Raw genomic sequence first — 20,285 nt, forward strand, 5'->3', positions numbered from 1 at the left:
TTCGGATGATGACTTAATAGATTGTGTATTGCACCAGTAAAACTCAGCGGTAGTGTGATTACCTCCCGCTGAGATTCCAAAAGACTAATTCAAGCAGGCAAGCCGTATCGGCATTATGGCCGCTCACCTTCAGCCAACCGGCGATTAATATCCGCCAAGACCGATTCAATTTGCGCCAACGAGTCAATCACATAGTGCGCTCCCGCCTGCTGTAAACGCGAGGTTGCGCTAGCACGACGCTGTGCTATGAGCTCCGCAGACATGGCGTTAAACTCAGCTAACGATGCGCCAAACTCATTACCGGTGATGCTTAAGCCGACAGTCCACATCCCCGCATTGCGCCCTTCCACAATACCCGGCGCAGAATCATCCACTTTGACACACTGCCAAACGCTCGGCAGCCCCAGCGCGATGACATTCGCCAGTGCCATCCACGGCCCAGGACGCCCGCCGGCGGCTAAATCATCGGTTGCAACCCAATGATCTGGTCGATAACCTCGCTCGGCCGCGGCCGGCACCAGACGCTCCATCACCGCACGCGGATAACCAGAGCACGAACCAATGCGAATGCCCTGCGCTTGTAAGCGCTGCAGCACCGGTAACACATCTGGGATCAGGTCGGCATAGCGCTCTACCGCTTCAATTTGCAGTGGCATGAACGTGGAGTAGATTAAATCGACATCCGCATCCTGCATCGGGCGACCAAAGCGGCTACGCCAACGTGCGTCCACCTCCGGCAAGCGACCGACCGCGGCGATATGATCCCATTTACCCAATCCCATTGGCTGACGTGCTTCCTCCAACGACACAGGGAAATCAAACGCGCGCTCGAAAGCTTCCATAAAAATTGCCGTAGGGGCAAACGAACCAAAATCGACCACGGTCCCCGCCCAATCCAGTACTAATCCTTTTACCTGTGACATGCCCTTTCCTTTAGATCTAAAAGTGAGAAATAGCGCGCTGCATCAGCAGTCATGCAGCATTGGCTTGCAGTTCATAAAATCGCGGTTAGTTAAATCGTGGCATCTTGAACCACCGGCATCATGGCCGGTACTGCACGCGCCATGGCTTGCAGTAAGCCGCGAATATCGGCCTCATGCACATCACCAATGGTGCCAATACGAAAGCAATCGGCTTGCGATACTTTACCGGGATAAATCACAAAGCCCTGCGCTTTAAGCGCCTGATAAAAATCAGCAAAGCTATATTCAGGGATGGTGGGGGAATAGAAGGCGGTGATCACCGGCGAATGCAGCGCTACGGGCAATAAAGGTGTAAAGCCAAGCGTCTGCATCCCCTGCACCAACAGCTGCTGATTACGACAATAGCGCTGATAGCGCGCAGCGATACCGCCTTCCAGCATCAGCTCATGCAGTGCCTGCGCCAAAGCCAAAACCGTGTGAGTCGGTGAGGTAAAGCGCCATTTTCCGTGCTGCGTTTCCATGGTGTGCCACTGAGCGTACAGATCCAGCGCCAACGAACGCGCTTGGCCACGACAACGCTGTAATGCCTCGCGCTCGGCAATCACAAACCCGAACCCCGGTACCCCCTGCAAACACTTATTCGCCGAACTAATTAGAAAGTGGATCCCCAGCTGCGCCATATCTAAAGGGATCCCGCCGAAACTGCTCATAGCATCGACAATCAGAGTCAATTTGTGCTGACGGCATAGCGCCGCCACTTCACTCAGCGGGTTCAGCATGCCGGTGGTAGTTTCACAATGCACCATCGCTACATGAGTGATCTCATTGTGACAACGTAACAGTTGCTCAATCTGAGCAAGATCAGGTAATTCAGTTTCACCACAGCGATACAGATAATGCGCCAGTCCTAACACCGCGGCGATCTCGCCCATTCGTTCGCCATAAGCACCATTACAGATGATCAAGACACAATCTTGTGCACCAATGGCAGAGCCCAGCACACTTTCGACCACATACGAGCCCGAGCCTTGCAGTAACACACTGGTAAAACGCGCCGGATCTTGCGCAGCAGCCAAGGCCTTCAAGGTATGCCGGATCGGCTGTACCACGCCCTGATTGTAATCCGCATCCCAAGTACAGCTGTCATACAGCATTGCTTCTTTAACGGTTGCCGTGGTGGTTAATGGGCCGGGCGTTAACAACAGATAATCTGCTTGTGGCGCTTGAGCGCGTATATGCTGCTGTCCAGTCTGGCTCACGGGGTGATTCATCTTGATGCCCTCTGCAATGAGATAGGTTGTCGCGCTAATGGAAAATATCAACCTGGTATATACCAGTTTATTTTTATTGTGCGGGGAGTCGGCATGAACGTCAAAGGGGCAAGTGCAACTGCAACAAAAAATTCATCAATACGGCCATGGGCAATCGTGGCTATAATGCTGGCCTGAGTACGACAGCCTGACGCGGGCTAGCCTTTAGCTGACTTACAGGATCATCATGACCAAACCTCAGTATCTGCGTATCAAAGATGAACTGACTCGCCAGATCCATGCTGGCGGGCTGCACAAATTGCCGTCAGAGCGTCAGCTGTGTGAACTGTTCTCGACCACCCGCGTGACGATCCGTGAAGCACTGGCGCAATTAGAAGCGTCCGGCCTAATTTATCGGCAAGACCGCCGTGGTTGGTTTGTTAGCCCACCGCGCCTGCGACTCAATCCACGCGTTACCTCGAACTTTCACCAAATCGTGGCCGAACAAGGTGGAGAAGCCAAAACCGAGGTTCTAGATGCAACCCGCCAGCCGGTGCCGCCGGCCTTACGTGAACGGTTGGGAATGAAGCCAATGGAGACGTTGTTTGTGATCCGACGGTTGCGCTTTCTCAATGGTCGGGCGGTCTGTTATTGCGAGAACTACTGCTTGCCGCAGCAAGTGCCGGATCTGCTCAGTCATAATCTGGCAGGAAGCCTGACGGAACTCTATCGTCGCCATTACAATCTGGAATATGCCAGAATGCAGGTGCGCTTTCGACCAACGGCGTTACCTGATGATGTAGCGGGCTTACTGGCGGCAACGGCCGGTTTACCGGCACTGCATCTAGAGCGATTGAACTACGACCAATTTGGCCGCGTGCTGGATTTTGATATCGAATACTGGCGTCATGACAGCTTAGAGATTGAAGTCGATACGGCCGATTAGGCCGTGAGATGCCGCGGGTTTTGTCATCGCTATAACAGGTTTGTCTTGGTATCGGTCATTGATGCTGTCAGTACGGATCGCTAAGTTGTCATCCCCCGATCACGCCGCTGTCATATTCCTTTTCTACCCTCTCCCTCAGTTATCTGGTTTATACCAATTTATCCGGTCTAGTTATCCATCTAGGGAGAGAATTTCATGTCACACCCAATATCGGCGTTACTGTCACGTACTTGTTTAAGTTCTATGCTGGCCATTGCCTGCAGCACACCGGCCTTGGCGGCAACGGAGCTGACCGTGTACACCGCGTTTGAGCCGGAGCAGTTAGCGGAGCTTAAGCGCAGTTTTGAAACTCAACAGCCTGATATCCGTATCAAATGGGTACGCGACTCGACCGGAGTGATCACCGCCCGTCTGTTGGCAGAAAAAGCGCGTCCGGTAGCCGATGTGGTATGGGGATTAGCGGCCACCAGCCTGATCCAGCTTGATGATGCCGGCATGCTAGCCGCCTATGCGCCGAAAGGGCTTGAGCAGCTGGATGCGCGCTTTCGCGATGCGCGCGAGCAACCGCGCTGGATTGGTCTGGATGCCTATTTCAGTGCGTTGTGTTTTAACACGGTGGAAGCACAAAAACAGGGCATTCCTGCCCCCACCAGTTGGGCTGACCTGACCAAGCCTATCTACAAAGGCAAGATTGTGATGCCAAACCCCGCTTCATCAGGCACCGGTTATTTGAGTGTCGCCGGTTGGATGCAGACCCAACCCCAAGATCAAGCTTGGGATTATATGCAAAAACTGCATCAGAATATCGACCGCTACACCCACTCTGGCTCAGCACCGTGCAAGTTAGCCGCCAGCGGTGAAACCGTTATCGGGATTTCATTTGATTTTCCTGCCACCAGTCTCAAAGCCAAGGGCGCGCCACTGCAAGTGATTTTCCCTAGCGAAGGCTCCGGATGGGATATGGAAGCCGCCGCGATTATCGCCGGCACACCGCGTGAAGACGCCGCGCAGCGCCTGATGGACTTCGCCGCATCGGCAGAAGCTAATGCGCTGTATGCCAAATCGTTTGCGGTGGTCGCTCGCCCCGATCAGGCCAAAGCCCACCCAGGTTATCCGCAGGATATCGCCGCACAGATGATCAAAAATGATTTTCAGTGGGCATCACAAGCGCGCACGCAGATCCTAACGGAATGGAGCCAGCGCTTTGATGGTAAGAGCGAGCCGAAAAAACAGTAATTGTGCCTTCATCCTAGGCTGAGCATTTACACATAGTGAGCGTGTACACATAGATTGTTCACGCTCGACCTTGCCGCACACGCTGACCGATCCCGAAGTGACAACGTAGCTAATTTATTATGTAGCTATATGTACAAGGGATCGGTTTTTCATTTCCCGCCTGCTTCTAGAGCACATCATCCATCCCCCCAAGTTCCGTACCATCATCGGTTTGTCATTTTTCAGTCATGCTTTGGTCATATACCTTCCGCAAACTGGTATATACCAATAAAGGAGTGTTCCGGCATGAGTCATCCCTATTTACAGATCACCCACCTGAATAAGTCATTCGGCGCATTTCAGGCTCTGCGTGATATCTCCCTCTCGGTTGAAGCGGGTGAGTTTGTCTGTTTTCTTGGGCCATCAGGATGTGGCAAAACCACACTGCTGCGCGCGATCGCCGGTCTGGAGCTACCGGACAACGGCCGAATCATCCAACAAGATCGCGATATCACGTGGCTGCCCCCTGAGCAGCGCGATTTTGGCATTGTCTTTCAATCTTATGCCTTGTTTCCCAATCTGACCGTAGCGCAAAACATTGCCTTCGGGTTGGAAAATCGCCGCTTGCCCAAAGCGCACATTCAGGAAACCATATTGAAATGGCTGGATCTAACCGGCCTGCGCGAACATTCACACAAATATCCGGCGCAAATCTCCGGTGGCCAGCAACAACGTGTGGCGCTGGCGCGCGCATTGGCACTTTCGCCAGGACTGTTATTGCTCGATGAGCCCCTGAGTGCACTGGATGCCCAAGTGCGTACCCATTTGCGCACCGAAATCCGCGCGTTACAGCAACGCCTTGGCATCACCACCATCATGGTGACGCACGATCAAGAAGAAGCCCTCAGCATGGCCGACCGCATCGTGGTGATGGAGCAAGGTCAAATCAGCCAAAGCGGTAGCGCACGCGACATCTATCAGCGCCCGAGCAGTCAGTTTGTCGCCCGCTTTGTCGGTAGCATGAATTTTCTTGAATGCATGGTCATCAGCCCACGGCAAATTCGCCTCAATACCCATCCGCTGACATTGGCGAATCGCGGCCAAACCGGGAGTCGTTTGAGCATTGCGCTGCGGCCAGAGTCAATTCAATTGCATCCCGCCGAAGCCGGCGCGCTTCCGGCGGTGATCACGCAAATAGAGTTTTTAGGCAGCCAGCTGCGGCTATTTTGTCAGGCCGAGACCTATTTCGGCCCTCAGACCATTCAAGTATTAGCACCCTTTGCCAGCGCGGCACACTGGCGTAGTGGTATGCGCTGTGCGCTGTCTTGGCCCGATGATGCCATGCAAGCCTTTGAGGGCGCACCGCGAGTACAGGAGAGCGCCGCATGAGCGATCAATCCCTGAAATCCCCTTCCCTGTATGTTGATACCCGCGTCGACACCGCAAATGCCTCGGTGACACTACCGGTTACATCGTCACATTCCGTCTGGTTGCGCTGGCAAAAGCTGCGTGCCGCCAGTGGTCCCGACCAACGTCTGCAACTGCTGTTGCTGATCGGTGGCATCGCACTGCTGACAATGGGTGTATTACTTCCACTGCTAAGTATGCTGCTCAATAGTGTGCGTGACGCGCAAGGCAATTGGACAGGGCTGCGCTATTTTGCCGAATACCTGCAAAGCCCGAATCTGCTGCAGTCCGTTAAAAATACGTTGTGGTTAGGTCTGGTGCTTACAGTCAGCGTCATTACCTTGGCATTCTCTTACGCCTATGCGCTGACCCGAACCTGTATGCCGTGGAAAGGTTTTTTCCGCCTCATTGGTTTACTGCCTATATTAATGCCATCACTGCTGCCCGCGATCAGTTTGATGTACTGGTTTGGCAATCAAGGCATTGCGCGCGGTTTACTGGGTGAGCAGAGTATCTATGGTGCGCTGGGCATAGCCATTGGACTGGGGTTTTGGTGCTTTCCGCATGCGTTGATGATTTTGACCACCGCATTAGGGCACAGCGACGCGCGGCAGTACGAAGCGGCCCGTGTACTGGGTGCTTCCCCGTGGCGCACCTTTGTTACAGTGACATTGTCACAAGCGCGCTATGGCTTACTCAGCGCAGCAATTGCGGTATTCACCTTGAGCATCTGTGATTTTGGTGTCGCCAAGGTCATTGGCGGTAATTTTAGCGTGCTAGCAACCGACATCTATCGGCAAGTAATTGGTATGCAAAACTTCACGTTGGGGGCGGTAGCCAGTGTGTTGCTGCTATTACCGGCGTTGCTCAGTTTTGCTTTAGAGCATCGCCTACGTTCACGGCAACAAGAGCAAGCCAGCACCCGTAGTGTGCCTTATATCCCTCAGCCACACCCTGTCCGCGATACCTTGGCCTTTATTTGGTGTGCCACGATAGCCTTATTGTTTATTGCATTGGCGGGCATGGCGATTTACGGCTCATTGATCCGTTTTTGGCCTTATGATCTGAGCCTCACTTTCGCCAATTATGATTTTGATAGCGGCAGCGTGTACGGATGGTTGCCGTTTCTCAACACGATCAAGTTGGGATTTCTCACCGCATTGGCCGGTACCCTGATCCTGACTCTGCTAGCGTGGGCACAGGAAAAAGGCCGTCACTTTGCCCCCTTACGTCAAGTGCTGCACTTGCTGGCGATGCTGTCATTGGCCGTGCCCGGTATGGTGCTCGGACTCGGTTACAGTGCCTTTTTTAACCATCCTGCAAATCCGCTCAATCTGTTGTACGGCACGCTGCCCCTGTTGGTGTTGTGCTGCGTCATGCACTACTACACCGTTGGGCACATGACACTGCTGACAAGCTTGAAACAGCTGCCGCGCGAGCTGGAGCAAGTGGCCTCATCGCTACGGATTCCTGCATGGAAAGCTTTTTGGCGCGTCACATTGCCCGTTTGCCTGCCCGCCTTGCTGGAGGTATTCATTTACCTCTTCGTGAATGCCATGACCACCACCTCTGCCGTCATCTTCTTGTATGCCGGCGATAGCATTCCCGCCTCGGTCGCGGTGTTGAACATGGAAGACTCCGGCAATACCGCCGCCGCGGCCGCCATGGCGACCTTGATTTTATTAGCCGCCGCTGGGGTCAAGCTGCTCGAACATCTCGCCAGTCGCGCATTACTTCAGCGCACGCAACGCTGGCGTCAGCATGCATAAACATTGAAAAGGAGTTGTTGTCATGTCGTCCCCGTTTTATCCGTTTTGGCTCGAACAAGCACTGGAAGGTGAAGGCTACCCTGAGCCGCAGCCACTTAGCGAAACACTGCATGCCGATGTGTGCATTATTGGTGGTGGTTATACTGGCCTGTGGAGTGCCATTGCGCTGCGCCAAGCGCGCCCAAATTGGCGCATTGTGGTGCTAGAAAAAGACCTGTGTGGCTCCGGCGCTTCTGGGCGCAATGGCGGTTGTATGCTGACGTGGTCAGCAAAATACCTCACTCTACGCCGTTTATTTGGTGAGCAACAAGCGCGCTGGCTGGTCAGCGCTTCCGAGCAAGCGGTGCACGCTATCGCCAACTTTTGTGATGAGCACGGGATCCACACCGACTTGCGCTTAGAAGGCACCCTGTATACTGCCACCAATCGGGCGCAGCAGGGGGGAATGGCGCCAGTACTCAGCGCACTGTCAGATTCAGGCCTCAACCATTGGCAGCACATTGATGGCGAACAACTCGCATCAGCCTGTGGCTCAACTCAGCATAAAGAAGCCCATTTCAGCCCTTACGCTGGTTCGGTGCAACCGGCGCTGCTGGCACGTGGCCTCTTGCACACCGCCCGCGCGATGGGCATTGAAGTCTACGAACGTACCCCGATGACCGAGTTAATTCCTAATAGCCAACAGGGCGGCGTAGTCACTATTCGTACCCCGCAAGGGCAAGTTCAGGCTGGACAAGTGATTTTGGCGATTAACAGTGCCATGGCAGAGCGTTTTCGCGAGTTCCGGCGCAGCATTGTGTTGGTGTCATCCGACATGGTGATCACAGAGCCAGCACCTGCCTCATTACAGCAGCAACAGATGGATCATGGCCGCTGTGTGGTAGATGGGCGCACGTTTGTTTACTACTACCGCTCTACACCAGATGGCCGTTTGATGTTAGGAAAAGGCGGTAACACCTTTGCTTTTGCTAACCGCCATTTGGCCGAATTTGACCAACCAAGCCGCTATAAAGAGTCACTCAGCCAAGCGCTGTATCACTTCTTCCCACACCTGAATAAAACCCCGATTGCCGCCAGTTGGTGTGGCGCCTCCGATCGCTCGGTAGATGGCCTGCCCTTTTTTGGCCCGTGGCGGCAGCATCCCAATATTTTTTATGGCTTTGGCTATTCAGGCAATGGAGTTACCCAAAGCTGGATCGGCGGACAGATCCTCTCGGCGTTGGTTTGTGGCGAAGATAATGACTGGACTCGTTGCGCGCTCACTGGCGGCCCCCGCGGTTATTTCCCACCGGAGCCATTTCGCTGGGTTGGCGCTATGTTGGTACGTAATGCTATTCGCCGTAAAGAGAGAGCCGAAGATGAAAACAGAGCGCCACATTGGTGGGATAAGCAACTGGCCAAACTGGCTGACGCCGCCGGCAAAGCCGACACTCACTAACGTTTCCTAACCCGCTTATCCGAAAGGGAATGACATTTTCTAGCCGCGAAACGGGGAAGACTGGAAACGCTCAACCGGCAAGAGCAAGATAGATAAAAAAACCGCCGCAGTCTAAATCTGCGGCGGAATAAACAACACAAAACGCAAAAGGGTGATAAAACAACGTTGACACATAATCAACTGCCGGCAGGGTAACGCATGTATTTACCCAGTACGATAAAAAGCGTCACGCACCGCACGGGTTGTAAATGAAACCTTTCAGCACAAGTGAATAAACCCCATCGCAATCACAAAAGCGCGACCGATAACCCATACAAAAGCAAGGTTAAGCCAATCACCCGAATCGGTGACCAACGCAATTTTTGCAATGCCAACCACCCAACGACGGCGATCAGCGCCTCTGACGGGCGATGGATAGCACTTGAGGCCACCGGATGATATAAAGCCGCCGCTAAAATCCCCACGACCACCGCATTGATGCCCGTTAGTACAGCCCGATAACGAGGCTGCGCGCAAAACGCCTGCCAGAACGGCAATCCACCTAAGACCAATAAAAACGCCGGCAAAAAAATCATCAGGGTCGCCAATAACGCCCCTGTCACGCCCTGCTCGCTCATGCCCAGATAAGCGGCAAAGGTGAACAACGGCCCAGGAACCACCTGTGCCAATGCATATCCAGCCAAAAAGTGATCGGCTGACATGCTACCAACCGGCTGCACGAACTCCGCTTCCAGTAACGGCAACACCACATGCCCGCCACCAAACACCAAGGCACCCGCGCGGTACATGGCGGAAGACAGTGACAACGTCGGTGATGTCACCAGTAGCATCAACGCGGGTAGCAGCACTAACAACGCCGCAAACAGCAACAGGAGAACAATCCCCTGCCTAGGCGACATCCCCCTAGAGTGCACCGCCATCGACGAGGCCGTATTAGGAATGGAGTGAGAGATAGACTCACGCAAGCCCACGGCCGCGGGCGACAAGCAAAACCGACCGACCACCGCGCCAAATATGATGAATAGCAGTTGCATACGAGCATCCGCAATCATCAGCGATCCCGCCAGCGCCATCACGGCAAGCAACAGCGTGCCGCGAGTACGACACAGTTGCCAGCCCATATTCCACACCGCATGCGCCACCACCGCGACCGCCGCTAACTTAAGGCCACTCATTAAAAAGCCATTGGGTAACAGCCCATAGTGCTGGATTCCCCACGCCGCCCCCGCCATCAACAGTGCCGACGGCAAAGTAAAACCCAACCACGCCGCCAGCGCACCAAGATAGCCGCCTTGACGAAAGCCCAGCGCAATGCCGAACTGACTACTGGCCGGCCCGGGTAGGCATTGGCATAAGGCCACTAAATCGGCGTACTCAAACTCACTTAACCAACGACGGCGAGCAACAAACTCATGATGGAAATAACCCAGATGGGCAACCGGTCCACCAAATGATGTCAGACCAAGACGGAGAAAAATCAGGAAAAGATGAAACGAAGGAGTAGCAGCTGAGGACATAAGTTAACCAAAATCCCGATGAATAACGCCAGCCGACCACTGTAGCACTCAATTATGACAAAACAGTTAATGCGTATAATCAGTATGTTAGCGATTACACGGGAGTGCGAACGCTCCAAATAGCGCGATACTGCGCTCTCCCGTCGTCCCGCCGCTTACCTCAGCGCCTGAACCAACCAGCCTCATCACTGGATTATCAAAAGATAGCCCAATATCTTTAGGTGGACTCTTGCTGTTTGAACCAGTATTGCGACAACTTTTGCGCTCGCTTTATCTCTTCCGGCGTCATCATACCTTCAAGAGTTTCACGAGCTTGGATCGCCTCTTCCATCCCTTGGGTTGCCGCTAACGAGAACCATGCATACGCATGCAGGCGATTACGCGGCCCACCTAAACCCTCTTCGCGCATCATTCCCATACGGTATTGCGCCATGCGATTGCCTTGCTGCGCAGCGTAGCGGTATTGCTGATAAGCGCCGTGATAGTCATGCTCACCACCTTGGCCAGCACGTAACATCTCACCGTATTCAAAACGCCCTTCCACATCCCCTTGCGCAGCCGCTTTAGCAAACCATCCTCGCGCTTGGCTGAGTGACTGCGCACGCAAGCTGGCACGCCCTAAGGCGACTTGGGCTTTAGCCAGCCCACCTTCTGCCGCCAGCGTTAAATAATGTTCGCGTTCAACGGAGCTCGCTTGCTGTAGAGCAAACAGGTACTGCGCTTCATGTGACCCATTGTTCACCGCTTTGACCAACCATTCACGCGCTAATGCGGGATTAGCCGGCACCTGATTGCCGGATAGATAGGCATTCGCTAGCCACAACTGCGCCGACGCGGCTCCGGCTTCTGCTGCTTGTTGGTACCAACGAAAGGCGGTTTTACCGCTACTCTGTTCTGCCATCCAAAGCAGCGCTTGCGGATCGCCTTGTGTTGCGGCTTTGGCATACCACCGCTCTGCCGTCGCGAGGTTACGTGGTACACCACGCCCCTGCGCGTAAAAACTGGCTAATGTGGCCTGCGCGCTACAGTCACCGGCTTGAGCGGCTTTCGTCAACCAGACTATTGCTTCTTTAGATGCCTCGGATTTTTGACTGTACCACAGGGCCAGTGCCCGCTGAGCCTCAATGACATCACCTTTCGCGGCTTGCTCCAAACTATCCACACACTCAGCCACCAGTTTGCCATCATTGTTTTGTTGACAGAGCTGCGCCAAACGCCATGACGCCTGAGCATTTCCCAAAGCAGCAGACTGTTGCCACCACGAGCGCGCTTTGACAGGATCTTTCGGCTCCCCCAGACCTTGCTCATACCACGTGGCTACTTGTGCTGCGGCGCGGCTTTGTGTTGTCGAATCAGCAGCCATCACTCCACCTTCGGCGGCTTGCTTCATCCAGTGCATCGCTGAGCTGTAATCTGGTTGTGCTTTTCCTGCTAAGCGAGTAGCTAGCTCAAACTGTGCTCGCCCCTGACCTTGCAGGGCTTTTTGTAATAGCTGCTGATCACTAAGTGATGTCATCTGTGATGTGCAGCCGGCCACGAATAACAGTAGACCTAGATATCCGTATTGTATATTTAGCATTGGATGGTTCTTTATATTCACATTAGTTGTATATTCAGAATTCAAGACTCAATGTTTTGAGCCGCACAGTAACGAAAAAAAACGTTACAATAGTTATATACTCAATAATCTAATGCCTGTGCGGCTTCATCACTGATGGATTCACCCAACAATTCGCGCACATCACCTACAGTGAAAATCGTGCGACCTTTAGCGTATTGTTCGGCTAATAACTGATTACAACGCACCAAACGCGCACTCGGTTTTGCCCATTGCTCTAGCGGCAGAGGCTCGCTCCAGGCTGCAAACTCAGGATGGGCAGAGAAATAACGCTCGGCAAAACGTTTTTGGACCCGGCTTTGAATATTGAGCCGCAAAATACCCAAACGGGTACCGTTCATTTCCCACCAAAGACGGCGCAATGGCGAGAAGGCACTACGGGGTATTTTTCGCTCTCGGCAAAATTCATCAATCATGCCGTTAAAGGTGATTGGCGCTGGCTCATCAAGAGCCTCAGGGCCTTCATCCATATAGCGGCGGATCATTTCCCATTCACTGGCACCAATTTCTTTGCTCAGCGTACCGACATTGATACCCGACCAAAAATGCCCCGGTCTCTCATCGGAATTAATACCAAAAAACAACGTTGCCATGGTCATTACGCCACTGGTGGATACCGCGGAACCTTCCCCGACCATGGCGCACATCTCTTCCCACGGAAAAATTCGCACTTCAGTTTTTTTAGCTCGCTTATCCCAGCGCGATAGCATCACCTCGCGGCGTTGGCGATGAAAGCGAAATGGTAACACCCGGTGCAATTGTTGCTGATGCTCCCAAATAATCTTTACCGTCACATACAACGCAAAACCTGGCCCCATTCCCAACCCCATAACAGCTCCCAGTAAGTTCATCCAACTGAACTCCATCCGCCACTGGTTAGGGCCAACCCACACCTCTTGATAGTTCCCAGCCCAAACACCTGACCAGCCTTGCCCCTGACTCATACCATGACCATGCTCCCACGGTAATCCCCAAAAAGCCATAGCCGACACAGATAACCCTATTATCCAAAGCATGTAAAAAGCCTGAGTTTGGAATAGAGAGCCGCCCGCGCCCCCTATTTCAATATAGTGGTCGCATTTTTTAGTGAGCCAATCAGCTCGCCGCACAGGTGGAACATTAGTCATGACCGGTAACGGGCTAAAAACGGTACGGGCACTGAGCTGCTCTTGCCGATGCTGTCCGGCAAAAAAAGGTAATACAGATTTTTTTTTCATTAAATAATCTCAAATCAATTCAATAATGGCTGCAACAGTGCAGTGATCTTGCTCCGATCTAAAGGATATTTATCATCGTCCTCCACCGGTTTGGCCTGTCGCCATCCCGGTGTATCCCCTGCCAAATTAGCCTCTTCCAGCCCTTGTAGCTGCCTTAAATTCAGAGAAAAACGCAGCCCGCCTTGCTCATCAAATAATGTAATGCCTGCTGAAGTGGTGACGGCAATAACCAGATACAGCCACTCCATGCGGCCTTGGTCATCTGCAGGCCAATCAAAATCCAGCCGAGAATATAATCCGGCGTCTTGTATTGGGGATTTTTGGCGTAAATTTTTAGTAATATCAACCAATTTGCCATTACTGAGCACTAAGGCAAGTATACGCACTTGGTCAGGGGTGCTCATGGGAAGCACAATACGCAGTTGGGTCAGCCATGTACGTTGTACTGGCATGGTAATTGAGTTGCTTTCAACGAGCTTAATCTTCGACCCATACTGCACCTGCAACCGCGGAGTTTGCATTACCTCCAGCCATTTGCGCAGCTGGGTGGTATAGTCCCACTCTTGGTTCGTGTGTAAAAAAGGAATACTGCCGCGCTTTCCCCACCGCGACTCACTGATCCACCTCATCAGCGGCGTTGATGTCAGGAAGTTATAGGCCAGTTCGCCGGTAAAAATCAGTACAGCGGCTACCCACATCGTCGGATTAAAACGCACCGCAAAGCGTAACGTTACCGTGGCGGCCTGTTGCCAAGAAATCTCTCCAGCCACCGCAGCCATCATCATGCGGTATCCAGCAAGCGCAACCTTACCACTGGCATAAGTGACCATCCCATCACCCGCCAGCACCACAGTAGACGCTAACATCGGCTCCCACTCGCCACGCCGCCAATGGCGAGCAATCTGTGAAGCCTGTTTGTAGCCATCCGCAGCCGCCGATATCGCACCTAATACACCAACAGCTGTAGTCCCTAGCGTCACAACTTTGCCACTTGTTTTGAGCAAACTTTCCGCTCCATTCTTCAACCACCGCAGGTAAATCCCCACACGAATGGCTTCCACACTTAGAGCGAGAGATGCGCTTACCAACCCCGTCACTGCAGAAATATAATCCATAGTCTGTGCACGTGTTTTCTCACCTTTATGCTCTAAATCAGCCGCAGTTTTACTGTAATTAAGCCAATTGGTGAATATTGCAATCACGCCTAAGCAAGCCGTACCTCTACTTCCCCGCATCACTTGATGACTCAAGGCCTCTCGGCTGAGTCTCAGATGCTCTTCCAATTCGATTAACGTGGCACCACTTGCTTTGATGATAATATGCGAACGTGGTTTCGGTGCGCCAGGTTCAGCCAAAGGCTGACTATGGGTGAATAATTGTTCGCGCAGCGCCGCACTTTCTCGCTGTAATGCGGCCCATTCACCGTTAGCCCAAGCACGCCTTGCTGAATCAGCTGGCGTATTTTTGGTTGCCTTGTTATATACTCGCTTGGCCTCTTCAGCACGCGTCCGTAACTTTTGTAATTTATCTACTGTGCCTTCTTGCCATCTAGCGTAAGCTTCATCACTCTGAGAGCCAATATCTAACGTGACCCCCGCGTTTTTAGCATGCCCTAATAAGAGTGCAACAATACCGGGTTTGGCATGATGCAATACCGCATTAACTTGAGCCGTGGCCGAACGCATACGTTCAGTCATATTCTGCAACTCAGGAATAGAAAGGCGCGCAATTTCAGAAGCCAATCGCCCCATTGAAGCTTGTAAAGCTTGAGGTATGGTTTTTATCAAAACCAGATGCACGCCAGCCATCTGATCCTGAAACTCTTTCAAACCAGACAAGCCGTCCAACTGAGCACTGAAACTCTCTTTAAGGGACCATGCATTATTAATATCACCAGCTAAACCATCATAATCCTCTACAGTTGCAATATTTTTTGCATTCGAAACCCAAAGCTGAGTATTTTGCTCTCCAAGAGTTGCAAAAAATTCACTGATCTTTTCCCTATTTGCTGGGTCCTCCCCCAAACCGAGTAACCAGTGATATTCTAACTCTAAGCGATGCTTAAATTTATCTTGCTCTTCTTTATCAAATACAGGAATAGCCGTGTACGCAGCAGGCAACATCGCAGTACGGTCATTATCAAGCTGAACACACATTTCACGCCAATGGGTGATTTTAGTTTGTGCTGGCTTATACCAACTGCGCATGGCGGCTTCATCAATGCGTTCTAAAATTCCGCGAGATACACGCAGGCCGAGTAAGCTTTCGCCATAGAGTAGATCTTTTTTCTGCTCGCCTGCCAGATCAAACATTTTTTGCAAATCTTGCGAACTGATCCCTATTTTCTTCGCAAGAGCTTCGTTTTTGGCTAATTCATTGCGGTAAGCAATTTGCTCTTTCGTATCCGTTACATACATGGAAGAACTTGCATAAGGCAAGGTCTTCATATTGTATTTTTCTGGAGCAAAGTTCTGTTTGGCTTGCCAGTAGTCACGATAACGCGCTTCCAATACATGCGGATGAGCTTTATTAAACTTATTTAATGCATCTTTATTGTCTGCATGGACAAGTAGCAACTCATCGCTCATTTCAATCAATTGGAGTATCTGGCTCGCAGCAAAGTAATCAGCTCTATTACTGTCTTTTGCCATCCACTCTTCTTCTTGCATCAACATCGCTTGGTAAGCGCTGGCTAGCTCTGTCATAATCCCTATTGGATCCTCCAATAACAGAACCGCAGCCTCATTTTGATAATTGGGCAAAATTTTACTGGTTAACACACTCACATTTTGTGGTACTGGCTTTTGTTTAAGCCAGCACCACTGATCTATTTCCTCATTGGTACTGTGCTGTGGATTAATATCGGCTAAATATTGTTCCAATTGACTCGGAGGTAATAGATGCGGTGCACCTTTTTGGCAATCAAAGCGACCTAACTCGCAAGTTTGCATCATTTTTTTTCGTAACTTGGCCGACCTTAGTAACTGGCCTTGTAATTTCGACGAAATTTTAACTGGGCTATAGAGTGCCTGAATGCTTCCCGAACGACTAACTACAATCGTTGACTCAGACACTTGATAAATAAATTCACCATTTTCAGACGCAACATCTAATCCTGTTTGTTCTAATTTTTTGACCAATCCATTTTGACCTAACTCATAAGCATAAATAATATCCGGTCTTTTACTGTGGATGAGGTAGAGATAACTTTCTTCATCTATCAAGCGGATTCCGATGGGACGATATTGAATATCAGTTTTATGTGTACTAGCTATGGCTGGATGCGAATGTTCTTGCTCTACTAGTGCATAACGCACAGGCAATAATTGAATTTTATTTTTTTTCAGCGGGCATGGTGAAGATTGCGCTTTAGCATCAATACAGCTCGCAGTCGATACATCTTGATTTGGACTACTCATTGTTCTATCCCTATTTTATTCTGTATTTCCGCTAACTGCGCCGCTTTCTCAATTCTCTGTGAAGGCGTTAAGACCGATGCGTTCATTAAAAGCTCTACAATATCTGGGCAATGCCCATCATCAAGCCATACAGTACCGATGTAACCAATTACATTAGAAAAAAACATGAGATCACGAAGACTCGTGAAACCTTGCTTATATCCCCATGTAGCCCAATCAGTGATCCATTGGTTCGGCGTCTCCTGCTCAGCCAATCGGCTAGGAAACCATTTCTCCATATGCCGGTAGAGCGTATCAAGGCTATTTAACCAACTGACTTCACCCAAACGTTGCCACTGGGCATCACTCAGGCGTAGAGGCGCATTCTCACGCAGTGGTGGCAATTTTGTTGCAGCAGCAGTAGATAGGTTAGCGGTTTTATGCCACCAGATGAGCTTACTGCGCGGCTGCATTTGCTCACGAACGGGGATCCACACCTGCGAGATATCTTGCCAAAAGCGCGGATCATCGTCCTGAAAAAGCCGATACATGCCTTCTGGTTGCGCTGGTTTAAGCAAAATCCGACTGCCATAAGGGCTTTGCGCTTCAATCCAGCCACGTAGGCGTTCAGCAAACGGTAACAATGCCAAGGTTGAGGCGAGCAAATAGCCGCTGTTGGGTTGAAACTCGGCCGCATACCAGCGCAATAATGGCTCAGTAGCGACGACCAAACAGGGGGAGACTTCACGCAAACTCTCCCATGGTGCATACAAATACAATGGCTGGTATGCGGGGGTATCCGCTATCTCGAACAAGCGCCGCTCTAGCTGCGCGATTTGCCCACCATCGAGGAGCAAGTAAAGTTGCTCCTCTTTGTGTAAGACTATTTCAGGTAACGAAAAACTCATTGGGCTCCCTGTGCAGCGGCTTCACAGACTTCACAAACAGGCTCGGCCGATTTTAAGGTCGGGATCTGACGCGCTGGCTCCATTGTCGGCGGCGGTGCGACCACCTCGACGTCATTCGGTTGAATAGGCATCTGTCCTCCCCAACCCGAGCCAGAGCCTGGGCTACCCCCTGAGTTCATTTTGATGGTTGGGCCCACGAGTGTGACACCACTGGCATCCACTTTGACAAAACAGCCGCCCACTTTGAGGGTGATCTCCGCACCAGCCTCCAACACGACTTTCATGCCGGCTTTCACATGCACTTCCTGACCCGCCTCCACTAACAAGGCTTGTCCTAATTTTTGGTGCATGGAAGCGTCAACCGTGAGGGAATAGTCCGCTTTAATCTGATCGCGCTTTTCGCCCTCAACGGTCAGGTGATCATTGGCCTTAATGCGTGTCACCCGTTCGTTATCGATATCCCGATGCTCATCGTGCTTTATGTGCCAAGCCACATCGTTTTCAATCAGCACATTCAGGTCTTTTTGACCGTGGATGTAGATCTCTTCTTGTCCGGCCTGATCTTCAAAGCGCAGTTCGTTAAACCCTTCCCCTTGATGCGTCTCGGTACGCAGCACGGTACGCGTTTTATGCGCAGGTAAATCATACGGCGGTCGGTTGGTCGCGTGATAGGTGCGTCCTGTGACAATGGGCTGGTCCGGATCGCCTTCTAAAAACGAGACAATCACCTCATGGCCAATGCGCGGAATGGCCACCATGCCGTATTGTCCACCGGCCCAACCTTGAGATACGCGCACCCAACAGGAGCTTTGGTCATTACTCGCACCATATCTGTCCCACGGGAATTGCAATTTCACGCGGCCATGTTCATCACAATAGATCTCTTCTCCCTCAGGACCGACCACGGTAGCGATTTGTGGGCCATCGACCATCGGCTTGTGCGGCATTAGCGCGCGCCACGGTGTTTGCGCGGGGATCACGGAAAATTGGTTATAGTAAACCGTTGGGCTACTGCCGCCCTCTTCTTCCAGCGCCTGTGGCTGTTTACCGGTATGTGTAATGCGCACCACTTGCCAATCGGTATTCAGCATCCCGTTCGGATGTTCACTTAAACTGAACGCACAACCTGGCATCAATTGCGGCGCATTAGAGTCGCCCTCGCCGGTCATGGCATCGGCGCGCAGCGCATCGAGGCGATAACCGGTAAATGCCGTACCGCTCGGGTCTTGTTTAAAACGGCCGGGGTAATCAAAATGCTGGTAGCTTTCACGCTGATGGCTCAGTTCACTGCCTTGTTTTTTATGCGACAGGGCATAAGCGGGCGTTTTGAAGCTGTAGTCTTTGAGCTCCACTTCCGCAGGACGTACGTTTTCGGCATAGTGGAAACGGCGCACAAACGGGCCATGTTGCTTACCTTGATTGGCCAAGTTGAAAAACAGCGCCGGCCCCGTCTGTAATGCCGCTGTATTATCGGCAAATATGACGCGGTGCTTACCTGCTTCAAATTCGTGAAAACAGCACAACCCTTCTTCTGCAGCCAGACGCTGCATAAAACCTAAATCGGTTTCTCGGTACTGTACGCAGTATTCTCGCTGAGCATGTTCATCTTTGAAGGCAAAGGCATAATCCGTGATCCCCGCTTCTTGCAGTAGGATACTGATGATTTCTTGCGGTGTCTGAGTCTGAAAAATGCGCGCATTATGGCGCAGAGATAAACGCCACAACGCCGGTTTCACTTGCAAACTATAGCGGGTACGCCGAAAACCGGTATCCCCTTGTGCAAATTGGCTGACTACTCCACTGATCCGGCGCTGGATCTCGCCGTCAAACCAGACCAACAACTCGCACGGTTGCTCCAATACGGCAGCAAAATCAATATCTGGCTGTAAACTTGCCAGCTCAAGATTTAGCTCAAACGGCGTATTCAGGGCTTCATGCAACGTAAACTCTGCAACCGCAAAGGTGCTTTCCGGTAATTCACCGACTGTGACGGTAAATTGCAATCCCGCTTGATTCGCCATTCACCACTCCTTCCTTGATGATGCTTTGCCATGCCGCCGACAACACAGCCGCATGGCAAAGCAAAAAAGCCTCGAACACCTATGGCGTTCGAAGCAAATAACAGACTGTATTTGTTGACAGTCTGATGTCACTTGGGATGTAACCTGTCCGCTTGCAGCGCAAACGGACAGTGACTCGTAGGTCATTAGGCTTCGATCGGTGCGCGCCAGTCATCAGCACCAGAAGTGCCAGCAACAGTGTGCTCCCAATCAATTTTGCGGTAGGCCAGAGAAACCTGAATCAGCTGGGTAAAGTCTGATTTAGCTGGGTCTTGGCAGTGTGGCATCTGGCAATCGATATCCACGATAGTGGCATCAGTCAAAATGGTAGAGAAGAAGTGCTCTTGCTTACCTTCTACAGAGGTGCGGTACCACTTCAGGGTTACGGTTGGCAGCATTTCACCCGAAGCCAAGGCGTTGTACATCAATGGAACTGCTTTGTTCAGCGCAACGGTGAACTGGAATGGCTTGTGAACACGCTGACCTGATGGTTGGCCTGACTGTGGATCAGTAGGTACAGTCACGATATGTTTGAATTCTTGTACCAGCATTTCATCTTCGTGACCTTGTACAAAGATGTTACCCACGGATTCAGAGGTGAACGCGCCTGCAGTGATGT

At 51.7% G+C, this 20,285-nt stretch carries 14 protein-coding genes; 5 read left to right on the forward strand and 9 right to left on the reverse strand.

The window, feature by feature from the left end:
* Positions 1-113: 113 nt before the first annotated feature.
* Both phnX and phnW read right to left on the reverse strand, forming a co-directional pair.
* Positions 114-923 (reverse strand): phosphonoacetaldehyde hydrolase, encoded by an 810-nt coding sequence (gene phnX, locus L975_RS05265; RefSeq protein WP_047707557.1) that lies wholly within the window; start codon positions 921-923, stop codon positions 114-116.
* Between the two features lie 89 nt (positions 924-1,012).
* Entirely contained in the window at positions 1,013-2,194 is a 1,182-nt protein-coding gene (gene phnW, locus L975_RS05270) for a 2-aminoethylphosphonate--pyruvate transaminase (protein WP_052181287.1), read from the reverse strand.
* 226 nt (positions 2,195-2,420) lie between these two features.
* On the opposite strand from phnW, the gene phnR reads away from it, so the two are divergent.
* From phnR to L975_RS05295, 5 genes are all read left to right on the forward strand, one after another.
* The gene (gene phnR, locus L975_RS05275) at positions 2,421-3,119 is read left to right on the forward strand and encodes a phosphonate utilization transcriptional regulator PhnR (protein WP_010863165.1); all 699 of its coding nucleotides are present in this window, start codon (positions 2,421-2,423) and stop codon (positions 3,117-3,119) included.
* A gap of 195 nt (positions 3,120-3,314) precedes the next feature.
* A complete protein-coding gene (locus tag L975_RS05280) occupies positions 3,315-4,355 on the forward strand; it encodes a putative 2-aminoethylphosphonate ABC transporter substrate-binding protein (protein WP_010863166.1) in 1,041 nt (346 codons plus the stop codon).
* Positions 4,356-4,640: 285 nt separating this feature from the next.
* Positions 4,641-5,723 (forward strand): putative 2-aminoethylphosphonate ABC transporter ATP-binding protein, encoded by a 1,083-nt coding sequence (locus L975_RS05285; RefSeq protein ID WP_047707559.1) that lies wholly within the window; start codon positions 4,641-4,643, stop codon positions 5,721-5,723.
* Positions 5,720-7,510 carry a putative 2-aminoethylphosphonate ABC transporter permease subunit gene (locus L975_RS05290; protein ID WP_052181288.1) on the forward strand — a complete coding sequence of 597 codons (1,791 nt, stop codon included), beginning with the start codon at positions 5,720-5,722 and terminating at the stop codon, positions 7,508-7,510. Before L975_RS05285 ends, L975_RS05290 begins: the two co-directional genes overlap by 4 nt.
* 22 nt (positions 7,511-7,532) lie before the next feature.
* Positions 7,533-8,948, forward strand: coding sequence for an FAD-dependent oxidoreductase (locus L975_RS05295; protein ID WP_047707560.1), 1,416 nt, complete (start codon positions 7,533-7,535; stop codon positions 8,946-8,948).
* 287 nt (positions 8,949-9,235) lie between these two features.
* Here L975_RS05295 and chrA read toward each other — a convergent pair whose 3' ends face one another.
* The 7 genes from chrA to L975_RS05330 form a co-directional block, all read right to left on the reverse strand.
* Positions 9,236-10,465 (reverse strand): chromate efflux transporter, encoded by a 1,230-nt coding sequence (gene chrA / locus L975_RS05300; protein WP_047707562.1) that lies wholly within the window; start codon positions 10,463-10,465, stop codon positions 9,236-9,238.
* A gap of 217 nt (positions 10,466-10,682) precedes the next feature.
* On the reverse strand, positions 10,683-11,981 hold the full coding sequence (locus L975_RS05305; RefSeq protein WP_230400782.1) for a tetratricopeptide repeat protein: 1,299 nt from the start codon (positions 11,979-11,981) through the stop codon (positions 10,683-10,685).
* Between the two features lie 164 nt (positions 11,982-12,145).
* Positions 12,146-13,099, reverse strand: a complete 954-nt coding sequence (locus L975_RS05310; protein ID WP_218185561.1) for a hypothetical protein — start codon at positions 13,097-13,099, stop codon at positions 12,146-12,148.
* Positions 13,100-13,314: 215 nt separating this feature from the next.
* Positions 13,315-16,719, reverse strand: a complete 3,405-nt coding sequence (locus L975_RS05315; protein WP_218185562.1) for a toxin VasX — start codon at positions 16,717-16,719, stop codon at positions 13,315-13,317.
* Positions 16,716-17,606, reverse strand: a complete 891-nt coding sequence (locus tag L975_RS05320) for a DUF4123 domain-containing protein (protein WP_047707566.1) — start codon at positions 17,604-17,606, stop codon at positions 16,716-16,718. Before L975_RS05320 ends, L975_RS05315 begins: the two co-directional genes overlap by 4 nt.
* Positions 17,603-19,627 carry a type VI secretion system tip protein VgrG gene (locus tag L975_RS05325; RefSeq protein WP_047707568.1) on the reverse strand — a complete coding sequence of 675 codons (2,025 nt, stop codon included), beginning with the start codon at positions 19,625-19,627 and terminating at the stop codon, positions 17,603-17,605. Before L975_RS05325 ends, L975_RS05320 begins: the two co-directional genes overlap by 4 nt.
* A 185-nt stretch (positions 19,628-19,812) precedes the next feature.
* Positions 19,813-20,283 (reverse strand): Hcp family type VI secretion system effector, encoded by a 471-nt coding sequence (locus L975_RS05330; RefSeq protein WP_052181289.1) that lies wholly within the window; start codon positions 20,281-20,283, stop codon positions 19,813-19,815.
* Between the last annotated feature and the right edge of the window lie 2 nt (positions 20,284-20,285).

The organism is Plesiomonas sp. ZOR0011 (assembly GCF_000800945.1).
GTDB classification, from domain to species: domain Bacteria; phylum Pseudomonadota; class Gammaproteobacteria; order Enterobacterales; family CAMTGL01; genus Plesiomonas; species Plesiomonas shigelloides.